Below are 24,937 nucleotides of genomic sequence, written 5' to 3'. Positions count from 1 at the left end.
GGCCTGTGGCCTGCCCGTCACGCCGCGTACCAGAGCACGGCGAAGAAGTGGCACACGGTGCCCGCCAGCACGAATAGATGCCAGATGAAGTGGCCGTAGCGCCAACGGTTGTCGAACACGAAGAACACGACGCCGCCGGTATACGCCAGACCGCCCGCCACCAACCAGCCCAGCCCGCCCGTGGGCACGCTTTCGATCAGCGGCTTGATGGCAATGACCACCAGCCAGCCCATCGCCAGGTACAGCCCGGTGGACAGCGCCGGCCGGTTCAAGCGTTTGCTGGCTTTCAGGCCCACGCCCAGCAAGGCCATGGCCCAGACCAGGCCGAACAGCGTCCAGCCCCACGGCCCGCGCAGCGCGCCCAGCGCAAACGGCGTGTACGTACCGGCGATCAGCAGGTAGATGGCCGAATGGTCCAGGACGTTGAAAATCTGCTTGGCGCGGCACAGCGGCAGCGCGTGATAGATGGTGGACGCCAGGTACAACAGGCACATCGACGCCGCGAACACCGCGGCCCCCGCGATGAAGGCCGCGTCGCCCTGGCGCACGGCGGCCACGATCAAAATGGGCGCGGCGGCCAAAGCGCCTACCGCGCCGATCCCGTGGCTGATGGTGTTGGCGATTTCTTCGCCCAGGGTCTGGGGTCTGTCGTTGGGAAACATGGTGCGTCTGGTGAATGCGTGATACGTGATGGGGGTTGCAAGGTCATCACCTTAAGCGCTTTGCGTGCCGGGCTCAACGCCACGGCGGCGTCCAGTCGGTCGCAAAGCCGCATCGCTTTGATTTTCAGCAATAGGCGCTGCCACGCTCGGGACAAAAGGGTGGGAACGCTGGTTACCCTGTGATACATTTCCTGCGGCTGTTTTACCGACACCGTTTGATTGAGTTCTACCGCCCACAGAGGCGACCACGTTCTTTTTTCTGGGCTCGCACCCGCGCTCGCGCAGTCGCGCAAGACGCAACGGATATCCTTACCGATCTGACCATCGCCGTCGCGCTGGTGGCCTGTGCGCCATGGCGACAGGTGGCCCCGGCTACGCCGGGAAGGTTCAAGCAGGTTTACTGGCCGAGGCCTACCAATGGCGCGCAGTTTTTCCAATCTGTTTTTCAAAGCCGCAAAGAAGATCAGCAAGCTACAGCGCACGGCGCTGCGCATGGCATCGCCCAAGCCCGCCAGAAAGCGCGCCACCACCCCACGCAAGAGTGCTACCAAGACCGCTACCAAGACCGCGTCTTCCGCCGCCGCGACCCGTCAGCCCGCGACCCCATCGCTGGGCAACGGGCGCTGGGAAGGCACGCGTCAATTTTCCGACGGCAAGGGGCGGCAGCTGACGTTTGCGCGTTACACCCCGGCCGGGGCCACGCCGGCAGGCATGCCGGTTGTGGTGATGCTGCACGGTTGCCGGCAGACCGCGCTGGCTTTCGCGCGCGGTACGCGCATGAACCAATGGGCGGACGCCGGCGGCTTCATGGTGCTGTACCCGCAGCAATCCATGACGCGTCAGGTGCAGCGCTGCTGGCGCTGGTTCCAACCCGATGACGCACATGGCGGCGCCGAGGCAGACCTGATTGCGGCGTTGATCGAATCAGAAGTGGCGCGGCATGGGCTGGATCCCGAACGCGTGTATGTGGCCGGCCTGTCCGCGGGCGCCGGCATGGCGGCGCTGGTGGCGTTGCGGCACCCGTCGTTGATTGCCGCCGTGGCCATGCATTCCGGTCCGGTGGTGGGCGACGCCCATAGTGCCGCCGCCGGCATCAGCACCATGCGGCGCGGCTCGCTCAAGCCGTTGCCGTCGCTGGTGCGTGACGTGGCGGACCCCGCTGCGTTCGACCTGGGCATGCCCGCGCTGATCCTGCACGGCCAGCTGGACCCGGCGGTGGCCCCGCGCAACGCCAAGCAATTGTTCGAGCAGTTTCGCGCCTTGAACCACCCGCGCCCCGAGGACATGCCCATCGAGCGTGTGCTGGGTTTGGGGTCCGAGAAGGCCTATCGCCGCGTGGACCTTACGCGGGGACGCAAAACGGTGCTGCGCCTGTGCGAGATCACGCGGCTGGAACACGCCTGGAGCGGCGGCGATCCGTCGGTGAAGTACCACGCCCGCAACGGCCCGGATGCGTCGGCGTTGGTGTGGCGGTTTTTTCAGGGACTGCGGCGCGTGGGTGCGGGCGAACCGGGGGCCGGGGCCTGAGCAGGCAGTGAGCGCGGACGCGGACTCGGACCCAGGCCAGCTCCCTACCCAGATCCGGACCCGACCCAGGACGTGGACCCGACCCAGGACGTGGACCCGGCTACCGATTGTTCGCCGATTGGGAATGGATATGTCGACCCGGCGCGTCATGGCGATGGCTCGTCGCGGCGGTAACATCGCCGCATCCCCGGTTGGCGCTGCATTGACGCAGCCGCCGGCCAGGACCCAACTGGAACTTCTGCCATGACTCTTTCTGTTTACCAGGCTTCCGTGCCTGTCTTCATCCGCGGCATGACCGTGCTGGCCACGCTGCTTGAAAAAGCGGCCGCGCATGCCCAGGCCGCCGGCATCGACCCCGCTGAACTCGTCAACGCCCGCCTGGCGCCCGACATGTACCCGCTGTCCGGTCAGATCCAACGCGCCAGCGACGCCGCCAAATTCGCGGCGCAGCGCCTGTCGCAAGGGCAGGCGCCCAAGTTTGCCGACGAAGAAAAGACCCTGGAAGAGTTGCAGCAGCGCATCGCCAACACCATCGCCTACCTGCAAAGCGTGACGGCCGAACAGGTGGAAGGCGCCGAAGACCGGCAGATCGTCGTCAACTTTGGCGACTTCAAACCGGAATTTCGCGGCGATACCTACCTGCTGACCTTCGCGCTGCCCAACTTCTACTTCCACGTGGCGACCGCTTACGACATTCTGCGCCACGCCGGCGTGAAGATCGGCAAGCTGGACTTCCTGGGTCCGTATTCGCAGTAAGCGGATGTTGACGTAGCCAGGAAGGGCGGGGCCGTCAGGCGGGTCAGTCGGCGTTGCCGCAGCCTGACATCTCGCCCATCTTGGCCATGTTCTGCTGGATTTCCTCGGGCGTGTAATCGAACTGGTGCGTGGCGATCGACCAGCGGTGGCCGAACGGATCGATCACCTGGCCGTAGCGGTCGCCCCAGAACATGTCGGCCACCGGCATCGCCACGGTGGCGCCGGCATCCACCGCCTGTTTGAACGAGGCGTCCACGTCCTTGACGTACAGATGCAACGTTACCGGTGAGCCCTTCAGCGCCTTCGGGCCCAGGCTGCCCCACTGAGGAAAATCGTCCATCAGCATCAGCACCGAATCGCCGATACGGATGGCGGCGTGCATGACCTTGCCTTCCGGCCCGGGCATGCGCGCCAGTTCTTCCGCGCCGAAGGCTTTTTTGTAGAAGGCGATGGCGTCGGACGCGCCCTCGCAAACGATGTGCGCGGTCAGCGTGTGCATGCCGGCGGGAATGGGCGTGGTTGCGGGCGTAGCCATGATGCGTCTCCAAAATCGGTGTTGGGTTGGCGGGACAGGCGGTAGGCGTGTCCCTGCCTATACGACGAACGGGCAGCGCCGACATCGACACGCCCCACGGTTTTTATTTTGCTACCAGCGTGCTGAATCCGCCCCAGCACATGCGTTTGAAATCGAACACGCCTTCGCAGCACGTGTTGGCCAGACGGGGGTCGGCCATCACCAGCGCGTTGATCCGGTCGCGTTCGGCCTTGCTGGCGTACACGATCCAGGCAAACACCACGGTTTCATCGTCCTTGGCGCTGGCCGCTTCCCTGAACGACCGGAAGGTTTCGCTGGCCAGGTCATCGGCCACGCCTTCGCGGTAATCCAGCGCGCCGTGCTCCAGCCAGACCGCCTTGGCCTGGTCCGCCATCTGCTGGTAGGCCGGCACGTTCGCCTTGGGCACCGGCAGCAAAAAACCATCTATGTATTCCTGCATCGCACACTCCTCGGTTGCTGTTGTTGTGTGGGATTCGGCATGCCCGCTGGTCACGCCGCGTCCACCCGGCACGAGCGGCCGGTAGACGCCACTTTATCGGGATCGCCGGCGCTTTCAGATAGGGGATTGCGACATTCTTGCGGGTGGATTGCGACAGCGCTCGGGCGTATGCTTACCGACATGAAAAACGTCGCTTTCCTGCTGCCGACGGGCACCAACATTGCGTCCCTGGAAACGGCGCGCCACGGCTTCCAGGTGGCCAACGCCTACCTGGTCGCGCAAGGCCGCGAACCGCAATTCCACGTGTGCACGCTGGCGTTGACGCGCGAGGTCAGCCTGGACGACGGGCGTATCAAGGTGCTGGCGGACCAGGTGCTGGCCGACGCGCCGCGTATCGATATCTGCATCGCGCCGCCCCTGCTGGGCGCGGTGCCCGATGTGGTGCTGTCCAACCGCGAGCTGATCGATTGGCTGGCAAGCCACCATCGCGCCGGTGGCGAAGTGGCCAGCCTGTGCATGGGAGCCGCCTTGCTGGCGGCGGGCGGCGTGTTGGACGGGCAGCAGGCGGTGGTGCATTGGGTGGCGCAAAATCTGTACGCCAGCCTGTTTCCCAACGTCCACTGGATCAGCGACCGCGTGGTGATGGCCGAAAACGGTGTCTATACCAGCGGCGGCGCGTTTTCCGCCGCGCATCTGGTGCTGCACCTGATCGAAAAATACACCGACCGCGATACCGCCATCTGGTGCGCCAAGTACTTCCAGCTGGACTGGAGCCGCCAGAGCCAGCTGCCGTTCGCCGTGTTCATGGGCCAGAAGGCGCATGCCGACGAGGTCGTGCGCGCGGTGCAGAGCTACATCGAACGTTGCTACACCGAAAAGATCACCGTTGAATCCCTGGCCGAGCGCCACGCGATGGGGCGGCGCACGCTGGAACGGCGCTTTCGCCAGGCGACGGGCAACAGCATCGTGCAGTACCTGCAACGCGTGCGCGTGGAGGCCGCCAAGAAGCGGCTGGAAACGTCGCGCAAAAGCGTGGCCGAAGTCATGTATGAAGTGGGCTACAACGACACGAAGGCGTTTCGCGACATCTTCAGCAAGCACTGCGGGATGTCGCCCGTCGGGTATCGGGACCGCTATCAATAGGACGTCGAAGAATTCGCTATGGCACTGGCAAAAGTGCTGGCCGAACTCCCCCGAAAATAAGATTTCTACTACAGCTATTGGCGCGCCACCGGCCTATCCTTGACACGTCGCGGCCTGACCCCAGGCCAGGAGGGCGAGTCAAGATGAGCATCAGCGTGACGCCAGGCGATCCCCGCTACAAGACCTTGAAAAAGGGCTTCAACCTACGCTGGCCCGCGCGGCCCAGCCATGCGGCCACGCGCATCGAACTATGCGAAACCCCGGCCCAGGCGGCGGCAGCGCTGGGCCGTATCGTTGCCGAGGGCAAGCGCCCCACGATACGCAGCGGCGGCCATTGCTACGAAGACTTTGTCTCCAACAATCCCGGCGGCGTCATCCTGGACCTTAGCCTGCTGGACCGCGTGCCGTCCTCGGATGGCCTGCTGCGTGTGGCGGCCGGTTCGCAAAACTGGAATGGCGATCAAGACCTCTACAAGCGTCACGGCGTGTCGCTACCCGGCGGGTCGTGCTACTCGGTTGGCGCGGGCGGCCATATCAGCGGCGGCGGGTATGGGCTGCTGTCGCGCCTGCAAGGGCTGGCTTGCGACTGGTTAAGCGCGGTCGACATCCTGACCGTGGACGCCCACGGCAATGTCGTGCCACGCACCGCCAGCGCCACCCAAGACGCCGACCTGTTCCGCGCATGCCGGGGCGGTGGTGGCGGCAATTTCGGCGTGATCACCAGCTATGGCTTTGCCGCCTTGCCGCGCGCCCCGCGCGAAGTGGCCATCGCCACCGTCGCATTCGACTGGGCGGGCATGACGCCCGGGCGCTTTGCGCAGTTGCTGGATATCTACGGCAGCTACTGGAACACGCGCGGCCGCGACGCCGATACCTGGGGCATGTTCTCGCTGCTGAAACTGACGCATCGCTCCGCCGGGCAGATTGTCATGATCGTGCAGTTCTGCAACCCCGACGGCACCTGCCAGGACCTGACCGTGCTGCAAGATTTCCTGGATCGCTTTCGCCCTTGCGCACCGGTGGCCGCGCGCGCCACCACGCCCGGCTTGCCACGTCCGCGCGCGGGCGGCGACCTGCTTTGCAGCGAACCGCATACGGTCATTCGCCATGACTGGCTGGTGGCCACGCAAACGCTTAACGGCTCGGGGCCGAATCAGCGCGGCAAATACAAATCCGCCTACATGAAGCGCAATTTCACGGCGCACGAAGCCGCGCGTATCCATGCCCACCTGACGCGCGATGTCCCCGGCGCCGACCTGCGCCAATCGCTGTTGCAGGTGGATTCGTACGGGGGCGCCGTCAACCAGCCGGATCGCCTGCGCGACACCGCCGTGCACCAGCGGGCGTCGATCATGAAGCTGCAATACCAAACGTACTGGACGCACGCCGACCACGACGCCCTGCACGTACGCTGGATGGCGGATTTCTATCGCGACGTGTATGCCGACCCGGCATCCCGGCCCGACCACGCCGGCACCCCGTTTCCCGGCGACCGCTACGAAGGGTGCTACATCAACTACCCCGACAGCGACATGCTGGCGTACCCCTTCTGGCCACGGTTGTACTACGGCGACGGCGGGCTTTATCCTTTCCTGCAAGAGGTCAAGCGCCGCTACGATCCCAACAACGTTTTTCACCATGCGATGTCGGTGCGCCCGTCATGACGCGCCGCCCGCCTTGCCGGACTTCGCCATGAATTCCCTATCCAGCGCACCCCGCCGATCCTTCATCCAGTTCGCCGGGAGCTTGTCCGCGGCCGGCGCGGCAGGCCCCTGGCTGTCGGCCATGGGCGCCGCGACCGCGCGCGCCGACCCCCGCTACGCCTATGTGGGCACCTATACCCGCGATGCGCCCGGGGGCACGGCCGGCGGGCCGCCATCGCGCGGCATACACGCCTATGCCCTGCGTCCGCAGGGCGGCTGGCATCTGATCCAGGTGATAGAAAGCGACAACCCGTCCTACCTGGCCGTGCACCCCACGCAGCGCTTTCTCTACGCCATCAACGAGATCGATCAATGGGAAGGCCTGGCCCGAGGCACCGCCGAATCCTATGCGATCGACCCGGCTGACGGCAGCCTGCGCTTCCTGAACCGGCAGCCCCTGTCGCTATCCAGCACCGCGCCGGCGTTTCTTGCCGTATCGCCAGACGGCCGCTACCTGGTCACGGCGCAATACGGGGGTGGCACGTATAACGTGTTGCCCGTCCAGGCCGACGGCGCGTTGGGTGAAGTGTCGGGCATCGTCAAGGAAACCGGCTCGGGGCCGCGCCCCGAACAGCAATCCGCGCATCCGCACATGGTGCTGTTCGACTCCACCGGCCAGCGCGTCCTGGCCACCGATCTGGGCAGCGATCGCATCAATCTGTTCACGTTCAAGGATGGCAAGCTGTCGCTGTCCGAGCGCACGACGCTGCCCGCGGGCAGCGGGCCACGCCATCTTGCGCTGCACCCCGATGGCGCGCTGTTATACGCGTTGAACGAACTTGACGCCTCAATCGCGTGCTTCGGCTACGACGCCCACGCCGGCCGGGTGCTGGCGCAGCGCCACCTGGTCCCCGCCACACCGCCCGGATTCACCGGCGCGGGCAACGCGGCGGCGTTGCTTGTCCACCCGTCCGGCCGCTTCCTGTACGCCTCCACCCGGCGCGTCGACAACGACCACCCGCAAGCCGACAGCATCGCCGTCTTCGCCATCGCCAAGGATGGCGCATTACGCCGCGTACAAACCTGGACCGAGGGGCTGCGCTTTCCCCGCGCACTCACCCTGGCGCCAGACGGCGGCAGCCTGTACGCGTTGAACCAAAAGGGCGACTCCATCCTGCGCCTGCGCATCGATGTGGCAACAGGGCAGCTAAGCGACATGGACGTGGCAGCGCAGACGCCAACACCGGTATGCCTGGTGTTTGCATAGGCGGGGCAACCGCGGGCGATCTTGATAGCCGGCGCAACAGGCCACTCTGAAGCCCCTTTGAAGCCCCTCTGAAGCTCCTCTGAAGCCCCTCTGAAGCCACTCGGGCACCCACTCGGGCACCCACTCGGGAACCCCCTCGGAAACCCCTCGGGAACCCCTCGGCCAGCCCGCCGTCGAACCTTGCATGACCGTTAATCCTGTATTGCGCTTCCTCTGGCGCCTCGTCATCCTGGGCTTATTGATCTGGCTTGCTGCGTGGGCGTGGCCCCGCCTGCCCGACGCCGCACGCGCACCGTGGCATATGGCGCGGCTGGCCTGGCAACAAGCCCCGTCATCCTTGCCCGTGCCGGTACAGGGCGTGTCCGCCAGACGCTTGACCGACACTTGGGGCGCGGCCCGGTCCGGCGGCCGCCAACACGAAGGCATCGACATCTTTGCCGCGCGCGGCACGCCTGTGCTGTCCACCACGGAAGGCGTGGTCATGCAGGTTGGCACGAACAACCTGGGCGGCCAGGTCGTGTGGGTGCTCGGGCCCGGACGCCAGCGCCATTACTACGCGCACCTGGATGGCTACGCCGATATTGAACGGGGGCAGCTGGTGGCCCCCGGAGACGTGCTGGGCTACGTCGGCAACACCGGCAACGCGCGAGGCACGCCGCCGCATTTGCATTACGGCATCTACGACGGCGGCGCGATCAACCCCTATACGCTGTTGATGGCGCCGGCAACGCCGCCCTGACGCTTTGCGCCAGCACCTGCGCCGTCGCGGCTGACAACGTCCACCCCAGGTGTCCGTGCCCCGTGTTGTAGAACACGCCTGGGCGTTTGCCCGCCCCCACGCGCGGCATCATGTTGGGGGTCATGGGGCGCAGGCCGCACCACGGCACGACGCGCGTGGTGTTGATGTTGGGGAAGTGTTTACGCGTCCAGTCGATCAGCGGCTGCACGCGTTCGGCACGGATGTCCATGTTGAAGCCGTTGAATTCCGCCGTACCCGCCACGCGAAAGCGGTCGCCCAGGCGGCTGGTGACAATCTTCGCGGCTTCGTCCAGCAGGCTGACGCGGGGCGCGGCGCCCTGGCTGTCGGCGTCGTCCAGGTGCACGCTGATCGAATAGCCCTTGACCGGATAGATGTTGATGGAATCTCCCAGCAGGCGGGCGAACTTTCTGCTGGCCGCGCCCGCGCACACGACGATGGCGTCCGCTTCGTGCCGTTCGCGCTGGGTGCCGCCGTCGCGGCGGATGTCCAGCACGTAAGGGCGGTCGTGGCGTTGGATGTTGTCGATGTCGGCATCGTGCACGAACGTGACGCCACGGCGTTCGCATGCCTGGGCCAGACCGCGCGCGAACTTGTGGATGTCGCCGGTGGCGTCCGATGGCGTGTAGAAACCGCCGTGGCATCCGGTTTGCATGGCGGGTTCGATGGCGCGCGCTTCGTCGGCGGTGACTGCGTAGCGGTCCAGGCCGCCGGCTTGCAGCAGCGCGTTGGCGCGATGCGCGGCCTTGAAGCTGTCGGCGTCGTGGTAGATGTGCAGGATGCCCCGGCGCTCCAGGTCGAAGTCGATGCCTTCCGCCTCGGCCATGTCGAACAGATGCCGGCGCGCTTCGATGGCCATGCGCGTGGTGGCGATGGTGTTTTCGCGGTAGTTGGGAATTTGCGCCATGAACTGCGCCAGCCACGAATACTTGTGCCAGCTGAAGCGGGGGTTCAGCAACAGCGGCGCGTTTTTGCGCAGCATCCAGCGTAGCCCTTTGATGATCGTGGCCGTGCTGTTCCAGACTTCGGCGTTGCTGGCGGATAGCTGGCCGCCGTTGGCATAGGACGTTTCCATGGCGGGATAGCGTTGGCGGTCGTAGACGGTGACCGCGTATCCCAGATTCGACAGGGCATAGGCGGACGTGACGCCGGTGATACCGGCGCCAATGATGGCGATGCGGGGCATGGTGGCTCCAGACAAGGTGGCCGCGACCAATGTGGACGCGGCACCCCATCTGTCTTTGGTACCTGAGAGTTTCACCCGCGCGGGCGGCGGGTTCCCCTTCGGTGGGCGCGCACGGCGCCTCTCTCCAGATTGTCTATACGCGCGCAGTCCTGTTGCCTGAGAGTTTCCGGGGCGGTTGCTCCGTCGGCGCCGGCCGCCAGGGCCGGTCTCTTCTGCGCGGTTTTGAATCGACGGGGTAGAGAATAGCTAAGTTCATGTCGCATTTGCTTCAGGGTTAGTACTATGTCGGGTGCGCCGTTGGGCCGGCGTGAACCGAATAGGACGATAGGAATGAGCTTTCGCGCCGTGCGACGCACTGTTTTGCAAACCCTGGCCGTGATGGCCGGAGGCGCCCTGGTTTCGTTGGCGTCGGCCGAGCCGGTGGCCCCCGGCGCCGACATCGACGACGCCGTGCATGCGGTAATGCGCGAGTACGACGTGGCGGGCCTGGCCATCGCCGTCACGCGCGAAGGGCGGCATGAATTTCGCAGCTATGGCGTGGCCTCGCTGCAAACGCATGCGCCCGTCAGCCGCGACACGCTGTTTGAGCTGGGCTCGATCAGCAAGACCTTTACCGCGACGCTGGCGACCTACGCCCAGGCGCTGGGCAAGCTGTCGCTGACCGACAGCCCGGCGCGCTTCGTGCCTGCCTTGCAAGGCACGGAATTCGGCAAGCTGAACCTGATCCACCTGGGCACGCACACGGGCGGCGGCTTCCCGCTGCAAGTGCCGGACACGGTGGGCGACGATGCCCAGCTGATGGCCTACCTGTCGGCGTGGACGCCGCGCTACGCACCGGGCACCTACCGCACGTATGCCAACCCCAGCATCGGCATGCTGGGCGTGGTGGCGGCCAAGAGCCTGGGCCAGCCCTATGCGCAGGCCATGGAGAAGACGCTGTTGCCCAAACTGGGCCTGGCCAACACCTATATCCACGTGCCCGCCGCCAAGATGGGCGACTACGCGCAGGGCTACAACAAACAGAACGCGCCGGTGCGTGTGAACCCGGGCGTGCTGGCCGACGAAGCCTACGGCGTCAAGACCAGCGCCAGCGACCTGATCCGCTTCGTGGACGCGAACATGGGCGTGGCGTCAGCGCCCGCGGAATTCGGTGCCAAGGCCGCCCGGGATGCGAAGATCGCCAAGGCCGTCGTCAACGACGCCGTGCTATCCAAGGCCTTGGCCGATACGCATGTGGGCTACTACGACGTGGGTGGAATGACGCAGGACCTGGCCTGGGAACAACTGGCGTATCCGGTGACGCTCAAAGCGCTGTTGGCGGCCAATGCCGGCACGTTGAACAGTCAGAGCCACCCGGCCAAGGCCCTGACCCCGCCGCAGCCCCCGCGTGCCGATGTGTGGATCAACAAGACGGGTTCCACCAATGGCTTTGGCGCCTACGTGGCGTTTGTGCCGGCCAGGAAAATCGGCGTGGTGATCCTGGCGAATCGGAACATTCCGAACGACGCCCGCGTGCGGCTGGCGTATCGCATTCTTGAAGGGGAAACGGCGGCGGGAGCAAGAACGGATACGGGAACGGGAACGGATTCGGGATCGGCCCCGGAAACGCAACCCGAAGCCCGCGCGCAAGCGAACTGAAACAGGCAGAAGGCGGTGGCCGGCCGAAGGCCGTGGCCGGCCCCTGTCAGCCGTCAAGCTTGGGTGCCCGCCGCCGTGTGGGCGCCATCAAAACGCGGCAATAGCCCCATGACCTCCAGCCTTTTGCACAGCTGTCCCAGGCGCTGCATCTTGTAGGCGTCCACGTCCAGGTCGGCGTAGTCGTAGAAGCCCTTGCCATCGCGCAAGCCGTTGCGGCCTTGCTCCATGTTTTTGGCGATGACGTCGGGCGATGCAAAGCGTGGGCCGATCTGGGCTTCAAGGTAGCGCGATGCGTAGTACAGGATGTCGCCGCCGCCCCAGTCGATGAATTCCAACAGGCCCAGCACCGAAAACCGCAAGCCGAATCCCAGGCGCACGGCGGTGTCGATGTCTTCGGCGCTGGCCACGCCTTCCTCGACCATGCGCGCGGCCTCGTTCATGGCCAGGGCCTGGATGCGTGGCACGATGTAGCCCGCCGTGGGCGCGCATTGCACGGGCGTCTTGCCGGCTTGGCGCAGCACGGCCAGCAACGCTTGCAGAGCAGCGTCGGCGGTGCGCGGCCCGGCGCTGACTTCGACCAGCGGAATCAGATAGGCGGGGTTGAGCCAGTGCGCGTTCAAAAAACGCTCGGGGCCTGGCATCAATTCGGCCAGCTCGGTCACCAGGAACGTGGACGTGGTTGACGCAATCACGGTGTCCGCCGCGCACACGCGGCCCAGCCAGGCGAAGGTGTCGCGCTTGGCGTCCAGGCGTTCCGGCACGGCTTCGAAGACGATGCGCGCGCGTTGCAGGTCGGCCACGGCGTCGTCGCGGCCGCACAGGCGCACGCGCTGCATGGCGGTCTCGGCTTGCTGGTCATCCAGCAGGCCAAGCCGGCTTAGCGTGCCCAATTCGCGCCGCAGGTTCGCCAGCACGCGCGCGTGGTGATCGGCTTGTTCCGCCTGAGTCCTGGGCTTGATGTCGACCAGTGTCACGGCGCGTCCCGCGTGGATGTACGACAGCGTGATGCCTTCCCCCATGCGCCCGGCGCCGATCACGCAGATTCTGTCTTCCATGGTCAGCATCCTTGTTCCAGCAATTCCGCCATGCCGGCGCGCGACAGGCGCTCCAGGCCGAGACTTTCCAGCGTGCGGCCCTCGGCGTAAAGATCGCGGCCGGTGATGGCGCTGGCAATGCTTAGCAAGCCTTGCGCCACCGGCGTCGGCACGCCCGCCCAGCGCCCCGTGGACACCAGCAAGGACAGGCCCAGCCGCGTGTCCTCAAGCATGTAGCGGTGCGTGTGCAGGTCGATGGCTTCACGCCAGTCGCCGCTGTCGGTCAGCTTGCCGTGCGCCCCACGGCCGTACATCCATTCATCGCCCTCCGTGGCGTAGTGGTCGGCCAGCGGAAAGTGTGGCGCGGCATAGCCCAGCGCCTCGCGGATGGCGATGCGTTCGGCGTCCAGCGCGTCGGTAACGCGGCGGATTGATGGCTGGGTGCCTTCGTTGTGGATGTCCCACTTGTCGAAATGCTCCAGGGGGCCGGCGTTCATCATGATGAGCGGCGGATGGATGATGGGGCCGGCGTTCATCAAGGCGCCCGCCAATCCGTCTTCGATGGGCTCGATGCTGGGGTAGACCTGGCCCAGCAACGCCAGCGCGTCGTCGGTCAGCCGGCTGGGGAACACGCCGGTGGGCAAGCGCGTGGCGTAGCCGCTGATGACGACCGTGTTGCCGTGCTTGCGCGCCAGGTAGGGCAGGGTGCCCGTCTCGGCAAAGGCCACGCGGGCGGTATTGCCGGCGTCCCGCTGCGCGCGCGCAAACAGGTAGCTGCCAAAGGTGCCGGGCGGCAGGAACACCACCTGCCCGTCCTGCAAAAGCGGGGCCAGCATGGGCGCCAGCGCATCGTGCGTGGTCGAGGGCAGGGGGATGACGACAACCCGCGCGTCAGTCAGCGCGGCCTTCAGCGAGCCTTGCAGCGCCAGGTGGCCGGGACCCTGGCCCAACGGAACCTGGCGCGTGCCGCGATAGTCGGTGACAGTCAGCGCGCCGGCCTGTCGCAAGCCGTCGAACGCGGCGTCGTCGCGGCGCCACCAGCACACCTCGTGTCCGTTTTCGGCAAGTTCGGCCGCGGCCCCGTAGCAGCCGTGGCCGCCGCCAATTACGCTGATTCGCATGATCAAGCTCCTTCTTTGAAGGCTTGATCCTAGCGGCGGCGTGGCGCCTGGGCTGCGCCAAACGCGCAAGCGCCGTTCCGATCCGGCAAGGGATTTCGACAGCGCAGGCAGCGTGTCGCGGCCGCGCGGGCAGGGGACAACGCCAGTGCTGGCCGACGAGTGCGACGGCGCGTCAGGGGCGAGGCCGACGCAGCGTGTCCGACGGCAGGCAGCCGTAACGCTTGCGGTAATGCGTGGCGAAATGGCCGAAGCTGCTGACGCCGTGGCGCAGCAGGATATCGGTCACGCTGTCGCCGCCGCGCGCCTGTTCCAGCGCGGCGTGCACCAGGGCCAGGCGGTGGTTGCGCACGTAGTCGCTGGGGCTTTGTTTGAGAAACTGGGTGAAGCCGTTTTGCAGCGTTCGTACCGACACGCCGCAGTGCGCCGCCAGGTCCGCCAATGAAATCGCTTCGTCGACATGGCTTTCGATGTAGTCGCGCGCGGCGCGCACATGCTGGGGCAGGGGCTGGCGGTGGTCGGCGCGCAACGCGTCGGAATAGTTGTGCGGCAGTTGGGTCAGCAGCAGCGCCAGCAGGTAGTCGGAAAAGCCGGCCGCAAGCGTCTGCGTGACGCCGTCAATGGCGGGGTGCTGATAAAGGCGGCATAGGTAGTCCAGTGTTTCGCGCACGGCGGCAAGGCCGGGGGAATCGGGCGGCGCTTCCAGGTCGAACACCAGCGCGTGCTTGATGGGGCGGTCCAGCAGGCGCTGCAATTGATGTTCCAGCGCTTGCCGCTCAACACGCAGGATCAGGTTGCGGCAGTCGCGGCCGATGCTGATCACGCTGGGTTCCGACGGCGACGAAATGGTGAGGCTGCCCGCTTGCATGGACGCACTGCGCTTGCCCAGCGTGACCAGGCCCGAGCCTTGCAGCGTGATGCGGATCAGGTAGTAGCTGGAGATGTCGCCCGCGTCGATTTCGACTTCGGCGCCGTAGTGCAGGTCAAACAGCGCCGCGTTGCCGAAGAACACGCCATACAGCCGCGATTGCAAGGGTTTGCCCTGAGCCACGCACATGCGGTGCGACCAGAGGTGCTGGCTGACCTGGTCCTTGACCTCGGCGGCGTTGCCCGAGTCCAGCAAGCAATGGCGGTTCAGCGGATAGGTGTCGTTGAACATGCTTTCCTGCGCGGTGGGAATAGTCGTTGCGCGCGGCGTATAGAGCCCCGCTGCGCAAAGACCTACAAACGATGGACAAGACTAAGGAAAACAAGGGAAAAACATGACTGACGCGACGCTGCCGCCACTGACGAAACGAAGCTACGCCTACGAGTGGTACGTCGTCGTGATATGCATGCTAGCGTACATATTTTCCTTCGTCGACAGACAGATCCTGGCGCTGATGATCGAACCCATCAAGCACGATCTGCAACTGTCCGACACGCAGTTCAGCCTCCTGCACGGCTTGGCGTTCTCGCTGTTCTACGCCGTCATGGGCATCCCCATCGCCTTGTTGGCCGACCGCTATTCGCGTCCGAAAATCATTGCCATCGGCGTGGCGTTCTGGAGCCTGGCCACTGCCGCCTGTGGCCTGTCGCGCAGCTTTGCGCACATGTTCCTGGCGCGCATCGGGGTGGGCGTGGGCGAGGCCGCCTTGTCACCCGCCACGTATTCCATGCTTAGCGATATGTTTCCGCGCGACAAGCTGGGCCGCGCCGTCGGCATCTATTCGATCGGCTCGTTCATTGGTGGCGGCATGGCGTTTTTGATCGGCGGCTATGTCATCAACCTGCTTAAAAGCGTGGACAGCGTGGTGGTGCCGTGGGTCGGCGCAATGCGGCCGTGGCAGGTCACGTTTTTCATCGTGGGCCTGCCGGGCCTGCTGGTGGCGCTGCTTATCCTGCTGACGGTGCGCGATCCGCAGCGCCTGGGCTTGCGCCGTAGCGCAGACGGCCACGCGCACAAGCCTACGGTGGGCGACACGTTTCGCTTCCTGGGCCGCCATCGCCGCACGTTCTTTTGCCACTACCTGGGCTTTTCGTTCTATGCCATGGTGCTGTTTGCCCTGTTGGGTTGGACGCCCGCTTTCTACATGCGCAAGTTCGGCATGTCGCCGGTGGATGTGGGCTACATGCTGGGTGTGGTGGTTCTGGTGGCCAATACGGCGGGCGTTTTTTGCGGCGGCTGGCTGATGGACGCGCTGGCCAAGCGCGGCTATCGCGATGCGCCGCTGCGGGCGGGCGTGATCGGGGCGGTCGGCATGGCCCTGCCGGCCGTGGCGTTCACGCAGGTGGACAGCTTGGCGGCGTCGGTGGCGCTGTTGCTGCCCGCGATGTTCTTTGCGTCCTTTCCCATGCCGACGTCCACGGCGGCTATGCAGATATTGCCGCCCAACCAGATCCGCGCGCAGGTGTCGGCGCTGTTCCTGTTGATCTCCAATTTGATCGGCCTGGGGCTGGGGACGACGGCGGTGGCTTTGTTGACCGATCGTCTGTTCAAGAATCCGGCGGCGGTCGGGCAGTCCTTATCGCTGCTGATTGGCGTGGCCACGGTGCTGTGCGTGTTGCTGCTGGCGGCGGGTTGCGCCAGCTATCGGCGCAGCCTGGGGCAAGAGGAAGGGCGCGCGGAAAACGGGGTCGGAACTGTGCTGTCGCCCCGGCCCCGTTAAAACTGTTTCAAGGGATCACGCCGGGCAGGCGAGATTCGCCAGCCGCCCCCTTCCTGGCCGATAATGCCCGCTTTACGCCTAAAGCCGGACCCCCCTCATGCCTTGCGTTACCCGTCGTCTGCCCGTTGCCCTGTTTGTCTGCCTGACGGCGATCCTTGCGGGATGCAGTTCACCCAAGCCGGCCTACGAACGGGAAGACTTCGCACAGAATGACGTGTTCTCGCGCACCTTCCCCACGGCCAGCACCACCGCTTGCGATGCGGGCCGCCGCGCCTTGCTGAGCCAGGGCTACAACATCGACCGCTTCGACGCGGCCCGCGTGTCCGGGCACAAGAACTTCCAGGGCGAAGACGGGCTGCACACGCAGATCAATTTCAATATCGACTGCGCCTCGGACGGCAGCGCCAACCAGCGCGCCACGGTGTTTGCCAACGCGGTGCAAGACCGCTATTCGATCAAGCGCACTTCCAGCTCGGCCAGCGTGGGCGTCAGCGTGCTGGGCCAGGTGTCGATGCCGTTCGGCTCCAGCGACGACTCGCTGGTCAAAACGGCTAGCCAGACGGTGTCGCGTCCGAAATTCTACGAAGGCTTTTTCCAGCTGTTGCAGCGCTTCCTGCCCGACGCGGAAGCCGCCGCCGCCCCGCACGTACCGCCAAGCCCGCGCGCCCGCGCGTCCCAAGCCAAGCCGCCGGCACCGCCCGCCGATCCCGTCGTGTCCCCGGATGCGCCCGCCGACACCCTGAATCCCGCTGCGGCGGACGGGCCGTCCGGGCCAGGCGCCGGCAGCGACAAGGGCAGTGATAAGGCCGGTGACAAGGCCGGTGACAAGGCCGGTGACAAGGCCGGTGACACGACCACGCAAAAGCCCGCCGCGGACGCGCCGCACGCCACGCCGTCATCGACGCCGGGCAATACCCAAACCGGCACCCCGCCCGCCACGCCCGCCACGTCTCCGGCGTTGCCGGGGCCGGGCGCGTCGATCCCGACTCCGTCGGCGGTCAGCCCGTCCGCTGCTACGACCGGTGCGACTACCAGCGCTGCGACCGGCGCTACGACCGGAGCCGGAGGGCCGGCCACGGCTGCGATCACCGGTACCACGGCGGGCGTCTCCTCTACCGTCAGCGGCGCCGCTGCCAGCCCCGCAGCGTCGGCGTCCGTCACCGGCAACTGACCCCTGCCGCGCACGCCGGGCCCGGCGTGCACTCGGTCGTGCCCTCGGGCATGTCATCCGGCGTGCCATCCGGCATGTCATCTGGCCTGCCCTCCGGCACGTCATCCGGCCTGCTCTCCGGCACGTCATCCGGCATGTCATCCCGCGCGACCGACCTGTCGCCGCAGCCGACTACTGCCCGCCGCCGCATCCGGCGATAATGCCCGCCATGACTTATCAACTGCTGAAAATGGCCCACGTGGCCGCCGTGGTGGCCTGGCTTGGGGGCTCGCTGTTTGTCTCGCTGTTCCTGCTGTCGTCGGCGCCGCAAGAGGGCGATGAAGCGCCCAAGGAACGCAAGATGCTTGGCGCGCTGCGTCGTTGGACGTTGTGGGTGACGACGCCCGCGATGGTCGTGTCGTGGCTGATCGGCCTGCATCTGGCCATGACGTTCGGCTGGTTCGCCATGAACTGGATTTGGGTCAAGGCGGGGTTTGCCTTGGCGCTGTCGGCGCTGCTCGGCATCCAAAGCGCGTCGCTGCGTCGCATGGCCAACGGCACGCTGAAACGCCCGCCGATGGTGGACTTCTACGCGCCGTTCACCGTCATTGCCTGCGGCGTCATCGTGACATTGGTGCTGGTCAAGCCGTTCTGACGCGCGCGGGCAGTATCGCCCCAAGCTTGTAATAAGGATTCAACCAACGCGTCGTTGGCGGGCGGCGGTCGGCTGCCTAGAATCGTCTGTCCTGTCCGCGCGTGCTTTGCTTTGCACGGACGTATCCGCGCAAGACCGCGAAGGCGATTCAATCATGACCACCCGCACTGTCCAGACCGACGCGCGCCGGGAAGACGGCAACGCGTCGCCACGCCGGCCCGGCTATCGCGGCTGGTTCCAGGCGCTGCTTGGCGCCGCGCTGGACGCGGCTTCGATGTTTCATGGGCCTGATTTTCCGGCGGACCCCAGCGCTTTCAACAACGAGCGCCCGCGCCCACGTTCCCGCCACTGAAGGGCGGCTGCGGGGCGGCGGCGCCGGGCAGCGCTACGGCAACTCCACGGGAACTCAACGGCAACACCGAGGCAACACCACGGCAACACCGAGGCACAACACCACGGGAAATCAACGGCAACGCTACGGCAGCGCCGAGAACAAATTAGCCAGCTGCTGCTTGCCCAGCTTTTCCTGTTCGGTCGCCATGGTGTTGATGGCCGCCATGTGCGCGTAAAAGCGTTTCAGATCATCGTCGCGTTCGAACATCAGTTCGTCGTGATCCGCGTACCAATACTGACGGTTGTCGTCCAGCAGCGTGATCATCTGCCCAAACTCTTGCAGGATGCGCGTTTCCAGCAACCAGACCTTGCCCAGGCTGTCGCTGCGCCGCGCCAGCGTAGACGTCAGCGTCGCCATCATTTTCTGCTTTTCGGGTTCGCGGATGGCCAGGGACCGGATCAGTTCAGGCATGTCTTTCAGCACCTGCATGCTCTGATCGCGGTACTTCGGCACCAGCCGCTCGGCAAGCTCAAGAATCATGCGGCTTTCCACCAGCCCGGTGTCCAGCGCCAGCCGATGCGCGTCCAGCAGCCGGGGCATGCCGATGTCTTTCAGTTCATTCAGATAGGCCTTGTGCTGCGCAACGCGTTCGCCGGCCACCGTCTTGATCGCGCGCTCCAGCTCGCCGTAAAAGCCTTTCGCCTTGGGAGTGGGGTCGATGGACGGCAGGTTGTCCGGCACGCCGTCGCCGCCCGTCACCATCTGGTTCAGGGTGTCGGCCACCTTGCGGATTTCAGCGGTGGCGACTTTTTCCTCCGCGCGCTCGCCCATCCGGTTCCAGCCCACGGCCAAGCCCAGCGCCAGCAGAATCAGCGCGGCCCCTGCCAGTAAGCGCCGGCCGTCACGACGCACGCGCAAGCGCCTGGAAAGCGTAAGGGTGTCTTCCTGCGGAGTCATGGCGCACCAAGATTGGGGTCATAGGGCATGAATGTAGTAAGCGGGCCGGCACGCGTCAACGCGCGCCGGCAGTCGTAACGGAGTACCGCAGCGCTACCGCAAGTACCGTGCCGAAGCCGCCCGCCGGGCGCTATGACGCGGCGGCATTGCGTCGCCACGCCGCCCATTCGCCTTCGCCTTCAAAGTAGCGGTCGCCGCGCGCGGCGGTGGCCAGCCCCTCATGCAGCACGCCCATGTCCAGCCCCGGCAGGTTGCGGAGCAGGGCGGGCGGCAAGTGCTTGGCGTCAAGCAGGCGCTCGTCCAGGATCACCCGCATCATGTCGCCGTCGTCGCAGCGTACCCATAGATACCAAAGGCTTTCCATGTAGTCGCCGGACCAGGGGTCGGGGTATATCGCCGGGCGAAAAGAAAAGCCGAATTCGTGAACGTCAGCCCAGGCCCAGTGCTCTTGCAGGCCGATTGCGCGCGCCAGTTCGCAGTGCCGGGTGAAGCCGGTGTCGTCAAAGCTGACCGACTGCCGGAACGGGTCTTCCACGGGGGCCGGGCCGGACAGAAAGCGCTTGATGCTTGACCACATGGGAATCGGGATGGGATACGGGATGGGAATCGGAGAAAGGCTGGCGGGCCGTGCGGGCGGGAGTTGCCAGAGTGTAGCGGGGCGCGACCATGTAATAAATGTTACAACGTTTGATTCTCGTCAATTCCATGCCGTCTACAAGCGGGTAGGGTGGCGCCTTGCCCGAATGGGCGCCCCGTGACGGGGCGACCGGCGTGGGGCAGACGACCAGCGCAGCAAGGACAGGATCGATGACAGACAAGACACCGCAAGCAGCCCCTAAGGAAGACGTTGCCGCCACACCGCGCAAGCGCGGCACCCCGTCGCCCGCCGCCCAGCGAAGTGCCGGAACCGCCAAGGCGGCGGCAGGCCCGGCGACGAAGAGGGCTTCTAAAGGGACTTTCCAGGCGGCTTCGCAGGCGACTTCCAAGGCGACTTCCAAGGCGACTTCCAAAGCGGCTTCACAGGCGACTTCCAAGGCGACCCCCAAGACGGCCTCCGGCCCCGCCACCAAGCAGCCCTCCGAGCAAACCCTGCTGGCGCGCAAGAAAGTCGTGGCCCGTGAAGACGCCGCGCGCCAGGAAGCGGTGTCGGTGTTGGCTGACATCGCGCGGCGCTATAACGTGGTGCCCCAAGCGCAAGCGCACGAGGCGCTGCGGTCCGTCATTGAAGAGCTGTCGCCCGACGATGCACGCGCCGTGCATCGCGCCTTGCTGGAGGCAAACGCGCAGGGTCCGGCCGTGCGCCGCAACCCCGACGAAGAGCTGGCGACGGACTGGCGCGACGGCATCTATCCGTATCGCAACCGCATGCTGCGCCGCAATTATGAAAAGCAGAAATACCAGTTGCAGGTCGAACTGCTGAAGCTTCAAGCCTGGGTCAAAGCCACGGGCCAGCGCGTGGTGATTCTGTTTGAAGGGCGCGATGCAGCGGGCAAGGGCGGCACCATCAAACGCATGATGGAACACTTGAACCCGCGCGGCGCGCGCGTGGTGGCCCTGGAAAAACCGTCCGACACGGAAAAAGGCCAATGGTATTTCCAGCGCTACGTGCAGCATCTGCCCACCGCCGGCGAGATCGTGATGTTCGATCGGTCCTGGTACAACCGCGCGGGCGTCGAGCGCGTGATGGGCTTTTGCTCGCAGCAGGAATACCTGGATTTCCTGCGTCAGGTGCCTGACTTCGAACGCCACCTGGTGTCCAGCGGCATTCACTTGGTGAAATTCTGGTTCTCGGTCAGCCAGGAAGAGCAACGCCGCCGTTTCCTGCAACGCAAGGTGCACCCGCTGAAGCAATGGAAATTAAGCCCTGTGGATCTGGCGTCGCTGGACAAATGGGACGACTACACGCGCGCCAAAGAGGCAATGTTCGCGCATACCGATACCGCGGACGCGCCGTGGATCGTGGTCAAGTCGGACTGCAAGAAGCGCGCGCGGCTGAACGCCATGCGCTACGTGCTGAGCCGCCTGCCGTACGAAGGCAAAAGCGCCGAACCGGGCCTGGCGCTGGACCCCTTGATCGTGGGCCGCGCGCTGTAAGCGTTCAGCCGCCCAGCGCGGCCAGGTTCAACGTGTGGCTATGGCCGATCCACACCGCGCAATCACGGTGGTCGCGCAGCGAATCGCCCGTGTTCGGATGCATGAAAACGTCCAGCGCGCCGTGGTTCAACGTCAGCCACGTGGCGATCTCGGCCAACTGCTCGGGGCCGAAGGCAATCTGATAGCTCCATTGCGGATGCGGGCCGACGGGGCGCTCATGGAAGCGCCCCATTTCCATCTTGCCGTCGAATTGCGCCACCACGCGCTCTCGCAACGCAAACGCGGCATCGCGGCTGGCCGCGTCGAAGTACACATGGGCGTGCCAGCTGGTCACGCCGCTTACTGCCAAATCGTTCATGGTTGTCTCGTTGATTCAGCCGCCGGCGCGCTTGGCGCGATGGCCGCTGGTAGTCAGCACGTCGATGATGCGTGCGCAGTGGTCGCCCTGCACTTCGATCACCCCGTCCTTGACCGTGCCGCCCGACCCGCAGGCCGTGCGCAATTGCTTGCCCAGCACGGCAAGCGCCATCGGGTCCAGGGCCAGGCCCCGCACCACGGTCACGCTTTTGCCGCCCCGGCCCTTGGTCTCGCGTGATACGCGGGCAACGCCATCGCCCGCCGGTGCGCCGCGCGCTGCCGCCTGGCATTGGCATTGCGCCAGCGGCTGGCGGCACTGCGGGCACATGCGGCCGCTTTCGGTGGAATAGACCAGCCCGCCGGTGGTTGGGCGCTTCATCACTTGCCCCGCATCAGGTCGATCAGGCGGCGGTCACGCTTGGTGGGCCGGCCGGTTTCGATGCCCAGCGCGGGCTCGGGTGCCAGCCGCCGCATTTCCGCTGCGCGTTCGCGGGCGGCGATGCTGTCCGGCGTTTCCTCATACAACAGGCGCGCCACGGGCGCGGGGCCGCGCACCCCGCTGACCGCAACCACCTTTACCTGTAGCGCCGGATCTTCCTTGCGGATCGTGATGCGATCGCCGGGCGCGACCTCGCGCGACGGTTTGGCGGCCTGGTCGTTCACGAAGACGCGACCCTTGCCGATCTCTTGCACGGCCAGGCTGCGCGTCTTGTAAAAGCGCGCCGCCCATAGCCATTTGTCGAGTCGAATCTTGTCCATGTTGCTGCTCTTTGCGTGGGTTCTAGCCAAGCCGCAATCATAGCGCCGGGACGCCGGCGCAAAAAAAAGCGCCCCTTGGGAGATGGGGCGCTGGGGGGCTGGGTGCGTTGCTGTGTTGCTGCGTGGCGGTGTAGCGGTGAAACGGTGTGGCGGTGTAGCGGTGGAGCGATGTAGCGATGGGGCGGGCAAGATGGCCCGCCCCGCCATCAATCCAGTTTCAGATTTGCTTCGCTGACCACGCGCTGCCACTTGGCGATTTCGGCGCGGCGGAACGTGTCCAGTTCGGCCGGCGTCGAGCCGATGGGCTCCGCGCCGATGCCGGCAAGCTGCTCGGCAATCGCCGGGTCGCGCAGCACCTTGGCCAACGCTTGCGACACCTTGTCGACGATGGCCGGCGGCGTGCCGGCGGGGGCGAACACCGCGTTCCATTCATACGTCTCGTAGCCCGGCACGCCGGATTCCGCGATGGTGGGCAAGTCGGGTGCCGTCTTGGACCGCTCCAGCCCGCCGACCGCCACCGCGCGCAGCTTGCCGTTTTTCACGTGCTGCCAGGCCGAGCCCATGCTGGCGAACATGACGGGCACCTGGCCCGACATCACGTCGATCATGGCCGGGCCGCCGCCCTTGTAGGCCACGTGCTGCAAATGCGTCTTGGCCAGCAGATTGAACAGTTCGCCGGCCAAGTGCTGGGCCGACCCCGGGCCGGCCGATGCAAAGTACACCTGCTCTTTCTGTCCGGGCTGCCCCAGCCTGATCAGGTCGGCCACGGACTTCACTTCGTACGACGGCGTGACGACCAGCACGTTGGGCACGCGCAGCAGCAGCGACACGGGCGCGAAAGCGGTCAGCGTATCGAACTGCATCTTGGAATGCAGCGCGGGATTCTGCGCGTGGTTGGACGCGTCCAGCATCAGCGTGTATCCGTCGGGCTGCGCCTTGGCGACAACCGCGCCGCCGATCATGCCGCCCGCGCCACCGCGGTTTTCGATGACCACGGGTTGGCCAAGTTCGGCGGCCAGCTTGGGGCCGATCAGCCGCGCCACGACGTCCACCGTGCCGCCGGGCGGGTAGGTCACCACCAGCGTGACGGCGCGCTCGGGGTAGGCGGCCGACGCGGTGGCGGCTGCACCCGCCAGCAGGCCGGCGGCGGCCAGCATGGCGCTGCTACGCGCCAGACGTTTGATGAAGGGGGTCATGATTTGTCTCCTGGGAGTTGGATCTGGTTTTGGTTTTGGTTCTGGCCTTGGGTCTAGCCTTGGCTCTGGCTTTGGATGTTGAATAGCTGCATCGGCGTGTCCGCCAGCACGATGCGTCGCTGCGCGGGATCGTCGATCCACCCGCCCAGCCACTGCGTCGCAGCCGGGTAGGACGCCAGGTGGCGGTGTTCGGTGTGCGGCCAGTCGCTGCCCCACATCAGGCGCTTGGCCGTATAGGCGCGCAGCAAAAGCTGGGCAGCCTGACGGCCGGCAACGCCGTAATCGGGGATGCCGGGGCGAAAGGTAGGGGCGGTGGGCGCGGTGGCATCGCTGTGGTCAGTGCTATCCGCCACCGGCCAATTCCGGTACGGCGCCGACAGCTTCACCCATACCTGCCCGCTTTCGGCCTGTTGCAGCAGGTAGGCAAAGCCCGGGTCCGACACGCCCAGCGCCGGGTCAGGCCGACCGAAATGATCGACAACCACGCGGCAACCCGCGGCCAGCAGCGCGGGCAACACCTCGCGCAGCCTGCCGGCTTGCATGTGCACTTCAACATGCCAGGCCAGCGCGTTGACCCGGGCCAGCAAAGCCTGCCAGTCGGCGGCTTGCAGGTCGGGCGAGGGCAGGCCGATGAGGTTCAGCCGCATGCCCACGACACCGGCGTCGGCCAGTGCCTGCAACTGTGCGTCGGTGACCTCGGGCGACACGACGGCGACACCACGCAGGCGCTGCGGGGCCGCGCGCAATGCGTGCACCAGATGGCTGTTGTCGGTGCCCAGGAAGCTGGGCTGCACCAGTACGCCGTGGCGCAATCCATCGGCGTCCAGCAGCGCCAGGTATTGCTCCAGCGTGGCGTCGTAATCGGGCGTGTGGCGCCGGGCGTCCGCCAGCGCCAGCCCTTGCCGGAAAACATGGGCATGGGTATCGACGGCAACGCCGAGGGGGGACGAGGGCAACGCGGTCTCCTGTTTTGTGCGCCGGCGTGGCCGCGCGCTGTTCTATGAGGCGGATTCTAGGCAGCGCGGGTATAGTTTTCTATTGCCTAAAACCGCTTTTTATAT

25 protein-coding genes, 1 pseudogene and 2 riboswitches are annotated in these 24,937 nt (G+C 65.9%); of the genes and pseudogenes, 12 read left to right on the top strand and 14 right to left on the bottom strand.

The window, feature by feature from the left end; genetic code table 11:
• Positions 1–17: 17 nt before the first annotated feature.
• Positions 18–662 carry a PAQR family membrane homeostasis protein TrhA gene (trhA, locus tag AC0Z35_RS25540; protein ID WP_120156324.1) on the bottom strand — a complete coding sequence of 215 codons (645 nt, stop codon included), beginning with the start codon at positions 660–662 and terminating at the stop codon, positions 18–20.
• Between the two features lie 417 nt (positions 663–1,079).
• Here trhA and AC0Z35_RS25535 point away from each other — a divergent pair, with 417 nt between their 5' ends.
• Both AC0Z35_RS25535 and AC0Z35_RS25530 read left to right on the top strand, forming a co-directional pair.
• Positions 1,080–2,189 (top strand): extracellular catalytic domain type 1 short-chain-length polyhydroxyalkanoate depolymerase, encoded by a 1,110-nt coding sequence (locus AC0Z35_RS25535; RefSeq protein WP_485133244.1) that lies wholly within the window; start codon positions 1,080–1,082, stop codon positions 2,187–2,189.
• Positions 2,190–2,432: 243 nt separating this feature from the next.
• Positions 2,433–2,945: a DUF1993 domain-containing protein gene (locus tag AC0Z35_RS25530; protein WP_485133245.1), complete on the top strand. Its 513-nt coding sequence runs from the start codon at positions 2,433–2,435 to the stop codon at positions 2,943–2,945.
• A 43-nt stretch (positions 2,946–2,988) separates the two neighbouring features.
• Here the strand turns inward: AC0Z35_RS25530 and AC0Z35_RS25525 are convergent, their stop codons facing one another.
• Both AC0Z35_RS25525 and AC0Z35_RS25520 read right to left on the bottom strand, forming a co-directional pair.
• Complete coding sequence (locus AC0Z35_RS25525; protein WP_046805381.1) at positions 2,989–3,480, bottom strand: VOC family protein; 492 nt, start codon at positions 3,478–3,480, stop codon at positions 2,989–2,991.
• 103 nt (positions 3,481–3,583) lie between these two features.
• Positions 3,584–3,940 (bottom strand): DUF1428 domain-containing protein, encoded by a 357-nt coding sequence (locus AC0Z35_RS25520; protein WP_046805380.1) that lies wholly within the window; start codon positions 3,938–3,940, stop codon positions 3,584–3,586.
• Positions 3,941–4,108: 168 nt separating this feature from the next.
• On the opposite strand from AC0Z35_RS25520, the gene AC0Z35_RS25515 reads away from it, so the two are divergent.
• From AC0Z35_RS25515 to AC0Z35_RS25500, 4 genes are all read left to right on the top strand, one after another.
• On the top strand, positions 4,109–5,083 hold the full coding sequence (locus tag AC0Z35_RS25515) for a GlxA family transcriptional regulator (RefSeq protein WP_219990525.1): 975 nt from the start codon (positions 4,109–4,111) through the stop codon (positions 5,081–5,083).
• Between the two features lie 143 nt (positions 5,084–5,226).
• Positions 5,227–6,747 (top strand): FAD-binding oxidoreductase, encoded by a 1,521-nt coding sequence (locus tag AC0Z35_RS25510; RefSeq protein ID WP_319302445.1) that lies wholly within the window; start codon positions 5,227–5,229, stop codon positions 6,745–6,747.
• A 28-nt stretch (positions 6,748–6,775) separates the two neighbouring features.
• Positions 6,776–7,993 carry a lactonase family protein gene (locus AC0Z35_RS25505; protein WP_413815379.1) on the top strand — a complete coding sequence of 406 codons (1,218 nt, stop codon included), beginning with the start codon at positions 6,776–6,778 and terminating at the stop codon, positions 7,991–7,993.
• 184 nt (positions 7,994–8,177) lie between these two features.
• Positions 8,178–8,732 (top strand): M23 family metallopeptidase, encoded by a 555-nt coding sequence (locus AC0Z35_RS25500; RefSeq protein ID WP_046805376.1) that lies wholly within the window; start codon positions 8,178–8,180, stop codon positions 8,730–8,732.
• Here the strand turns inward: AC0Z35_RS25500 and AC0Z35_RS25495 are convergent.
• Positions 8,689–9,936 carry a D-amino acid dehydrogenase gene (locus AC0Z35_RS25495; protein ID WP_485133246.1) on the bottom strand — a complete coding sequence of 416 codons (1,248 nt, stop codon included), beginning with the start codon at positions 9,934–9,936 and terminating at the stop codon, positions 8,689–8,691. The two genes, AC0Z35_RS25500 and AC0Z35_RS25495, sit on opposite strands and share 44 nt — an antisense overlap.
• Positions 9,937–9,975: 39 nt before the next feature.
• Positions 9,976–10,070, bottom strand: a riboswitch (glycine riboswitch).
• Positions 10,071–10,161, bottom strand: a riboswitch (glycine riboswitch).
• A gap of 153 nt (positions 10,162–10,314) precedes the next feature.
• Here AC0Z35_RS25495 and ampC point away from each other — a divergent pair.
• A pseudogene (gene ampC / locus AC0Z35_RS25490) lies at positions 10,315–11,475 on the top strand (class C beta-lactamase); the annotation flags it as partial.
• Positions 11,476–11,627: 152 nt separating this feature from the next.
• Here the strand turns inward: ampC and AC0Z35_RS25485 are convergent.
• The 3 genes from AC0Z35_RS25485 to AC0Z35_RS25475 all read right to left on the bottom strand — a co-directional run bounded on the left by AC0Z35_RS25485 (position 11,628) and on the right by AC0Z35_RS25475 (position 14,885).
• A complete protein-coding gene (locus AC0Z35_RS25485; RefSeq protein WP_485133247.1) occupies positions 11,628–12,638 on the bottom strand; it encodes a 3-hydroxybutyryl-CoA dehydrogenase in 1,011 nt (336 codons plus the stop codon).
• Positions 12,632–13,729, bottom strand: coding sequence for an NAD/NADP octopine/nopaline dehydrogenase family protein (locus AC0Z35_RS25480; RefSeq protein WP_485133248.1), 1,098 nt, complete (start codon positions 13,727–13,729; stop codon positions 12,632–12,634). The genes AC0Z35_RS25485 and AC0Z35_RS25480 overlap by 7 nt, the downstream gene beginning before the upstream one ends.
• Positions 13,730–13,901: 172 nt before the next feature.
• Positions 13,902–14,885, bottom strand: coding sequence for an AraC-like ligand-binding domain-containing protein (locus AC0Z35_RS25475; RefSeq protein WP_046805372.1), 984 nt, complete (start codon positions 14,883–14,885; stop codon positions 13,902–13,904).
• 103 nt (positions 14,886–14,988) lie between these two features.
• Here AC0Z35_RS25475 and AC0Z35_RS25470 point away from each other — a divergent pair, with 103 nt between their 5' ends.
• The 4 genes from AC0Z35_RS25470 to AC0Z35_RS25455 all read left to right on the top strand — a co-directional run bounded on the left by AC0Z35_RS25470 (position 14,989) and on the right by AC0Z35_RS25455 (position 18,531).
• Positions 14,989–16,374 (top strand): spinster family MFS transporter, encoded by a 1,386-nt coding sequence (locus tag AC0Z35_RS25470; RefSeq protein WP_104144342.1) that lies wholly within the window; start codon positions 14,989–14,991, stop codon positions 16,372–16,374.
• 97 nt (positions 16,375–16,471) lie between these two features.
• Positions 16,472–17,545 (top strand): DUF2242 domain-containing protein, encoded by a 1,074-nt coding sequence (locus AC0Z35_RS25465; protein WP_485133249.1) that lies wholly within the window; start codon positions 16,472–16,474, stop codon positions 17,543–17,545.
• A 208-nt stretch (positions 17,546–17,753) separates the two neighbouring features.
• On the top strand, positions 17,754–18,179 hold the full coding sequence (locus tag AC0Z35_RS25460) for a CopD family protein (protein ID WP_223264877.1): 426 nt from the start codon (positions 17,754–17,756) through the stop codon (positions 18,177–18,179).
• Positions 18,180–18,333: 154 nt separating this feature from the next.
• Positions 18,334–18,531 (top strand): hypothetical protein, encoded by a 198-nt coding sequence (locus tag AC0Z35_RS25455; RefSeq protein ID WP_146073914.1) that lies wholly within the window; start codon positions 18,334–18,336, stop codon positions 18,529–18,531.
• Positions 18,532–18,654: 123 nt separating this feature from the next.
• Here AC0Z35_RS25455 and AC0Z35_RS25450 read toward each other — a convergent pair whose 3' ends face one another.
• Positions 18,655–19,470 carry a hypothetical protein gene (locus tag AC0Z35_RS25450; protein ID WP_104144345.1) on the bottom strand — a complete coding sequence of 272 codons (816 nt, stop codon included), beginning with the start codon at positions 19,468–19,470 and terminating at the stop codon, positions 18,655–18,657.
• Positions 19,471–19,600: 130 nt separating this feature from the next.
• A complete protein-coding gene (locus tag AC0Z35_RS25445; protein ID WP_104144346.1) occupies positions 19,601–20,047 on the bottom strand; it encodes a hypothetical protein in 447 nt (148 codons plus the stop codon).
• 230 nt (positions 20,048–20,277) lie between these two features.
• On the opposite strand from AC0Z35_RS25445, the gene ppk2 reads away from it, so the two are divergent.
• Positions 20,278–21,564, top strand: coding sequence for a polyphosphate kinase 2 (gene ppk2 / locus AC0Z35_RS25440; RefSeq protein WP_485133250.1), 1,287 nt, complete (start codon positions 20,278–20,280; stop codon positions 21,562–21,564).
• A 4-nt stretch (positions 21,565–21,568) separates the two neighbouring features.
• On the opposite strand, the gene AC0Z35_RS25435 is transcribed toward ppk2, so the two are convergent.
• From AC0Z35_RS25435 to AC0Z35_RS25415, 5 genes are all read right to left on the bottom strand, one after another.
• The gene (locus AC0Z35_RS25435; RefSeq protein WP_046805364.1) at positions 21,569–21,922 is read right to left on the bottom strand and encodes a DOPA 4,5-dioxygenase family protein; all 354 of its coding nucleotides are present in this window, start codon (positions 21,920–21,922) and stop codon (positions 21,569–21,571) included.
• Between the two features lie 15 nt (positions 21,923–21,937).
• A complete protein-coding gene (locus AC0Z35_RS25430; protein ID WP_485133251.1) occupies positions 21,938–22,300 on the bottom strand; it encodes a translation initiation factor Sui1 in 363 nt (120 codons plus the stop codon).
• The gene (locus AC0Z35_RS25425; RefSeq protein ID WP_046805362.1) at positions 22,300–22,680 is read right to left on the bottom strand and encodes an RNA-binding S4 domain-containing protein; all 381 of its coding nucleotides are present in this window, start codon (positions 22,678–22,680) and stop codon (positions 22,300–22,302) included. The genes AC0Z35_RS25430 and AC0Z35_RS25425 overlap by 1 nt, the downstream gene beginning before the upstream one ends.
• A gap of 206 nt (positions 22,681–22,886) precedes the next feature.
• Positions 22,887–23,876, bottom strand: a complete 990-nt coding sequence (locus tag AC0Z35_RS25420; protein ID WP_219990513.1) for a tripartite tricarboxylate transporter substrate binding protein — start codon at positions 23,874–23,876, stop codon at positions 22,887–22,889.
• Between the two features lie 53 nt (positions 23,877–23,929).
• A complete protein-coding gene (locus AC0Z35_RS25415) occupies positions 23,930–24,832 on the bottom strand; it encodes an amidohydrolase family protein (protein WP_485133252.1) in 903 nt (300 codons plus the stop codon).
• Between the last annotated feature and the right edge of the window lie 105 nt (positions 24,833–24,937).

It is taken from the genome of Achromobacter sp. 1L-A-4-B-C2 (assembly GCF_057291955.1).
This window is presented reverse-complemented; position numbering and strand designations above follow the sequence as displayed.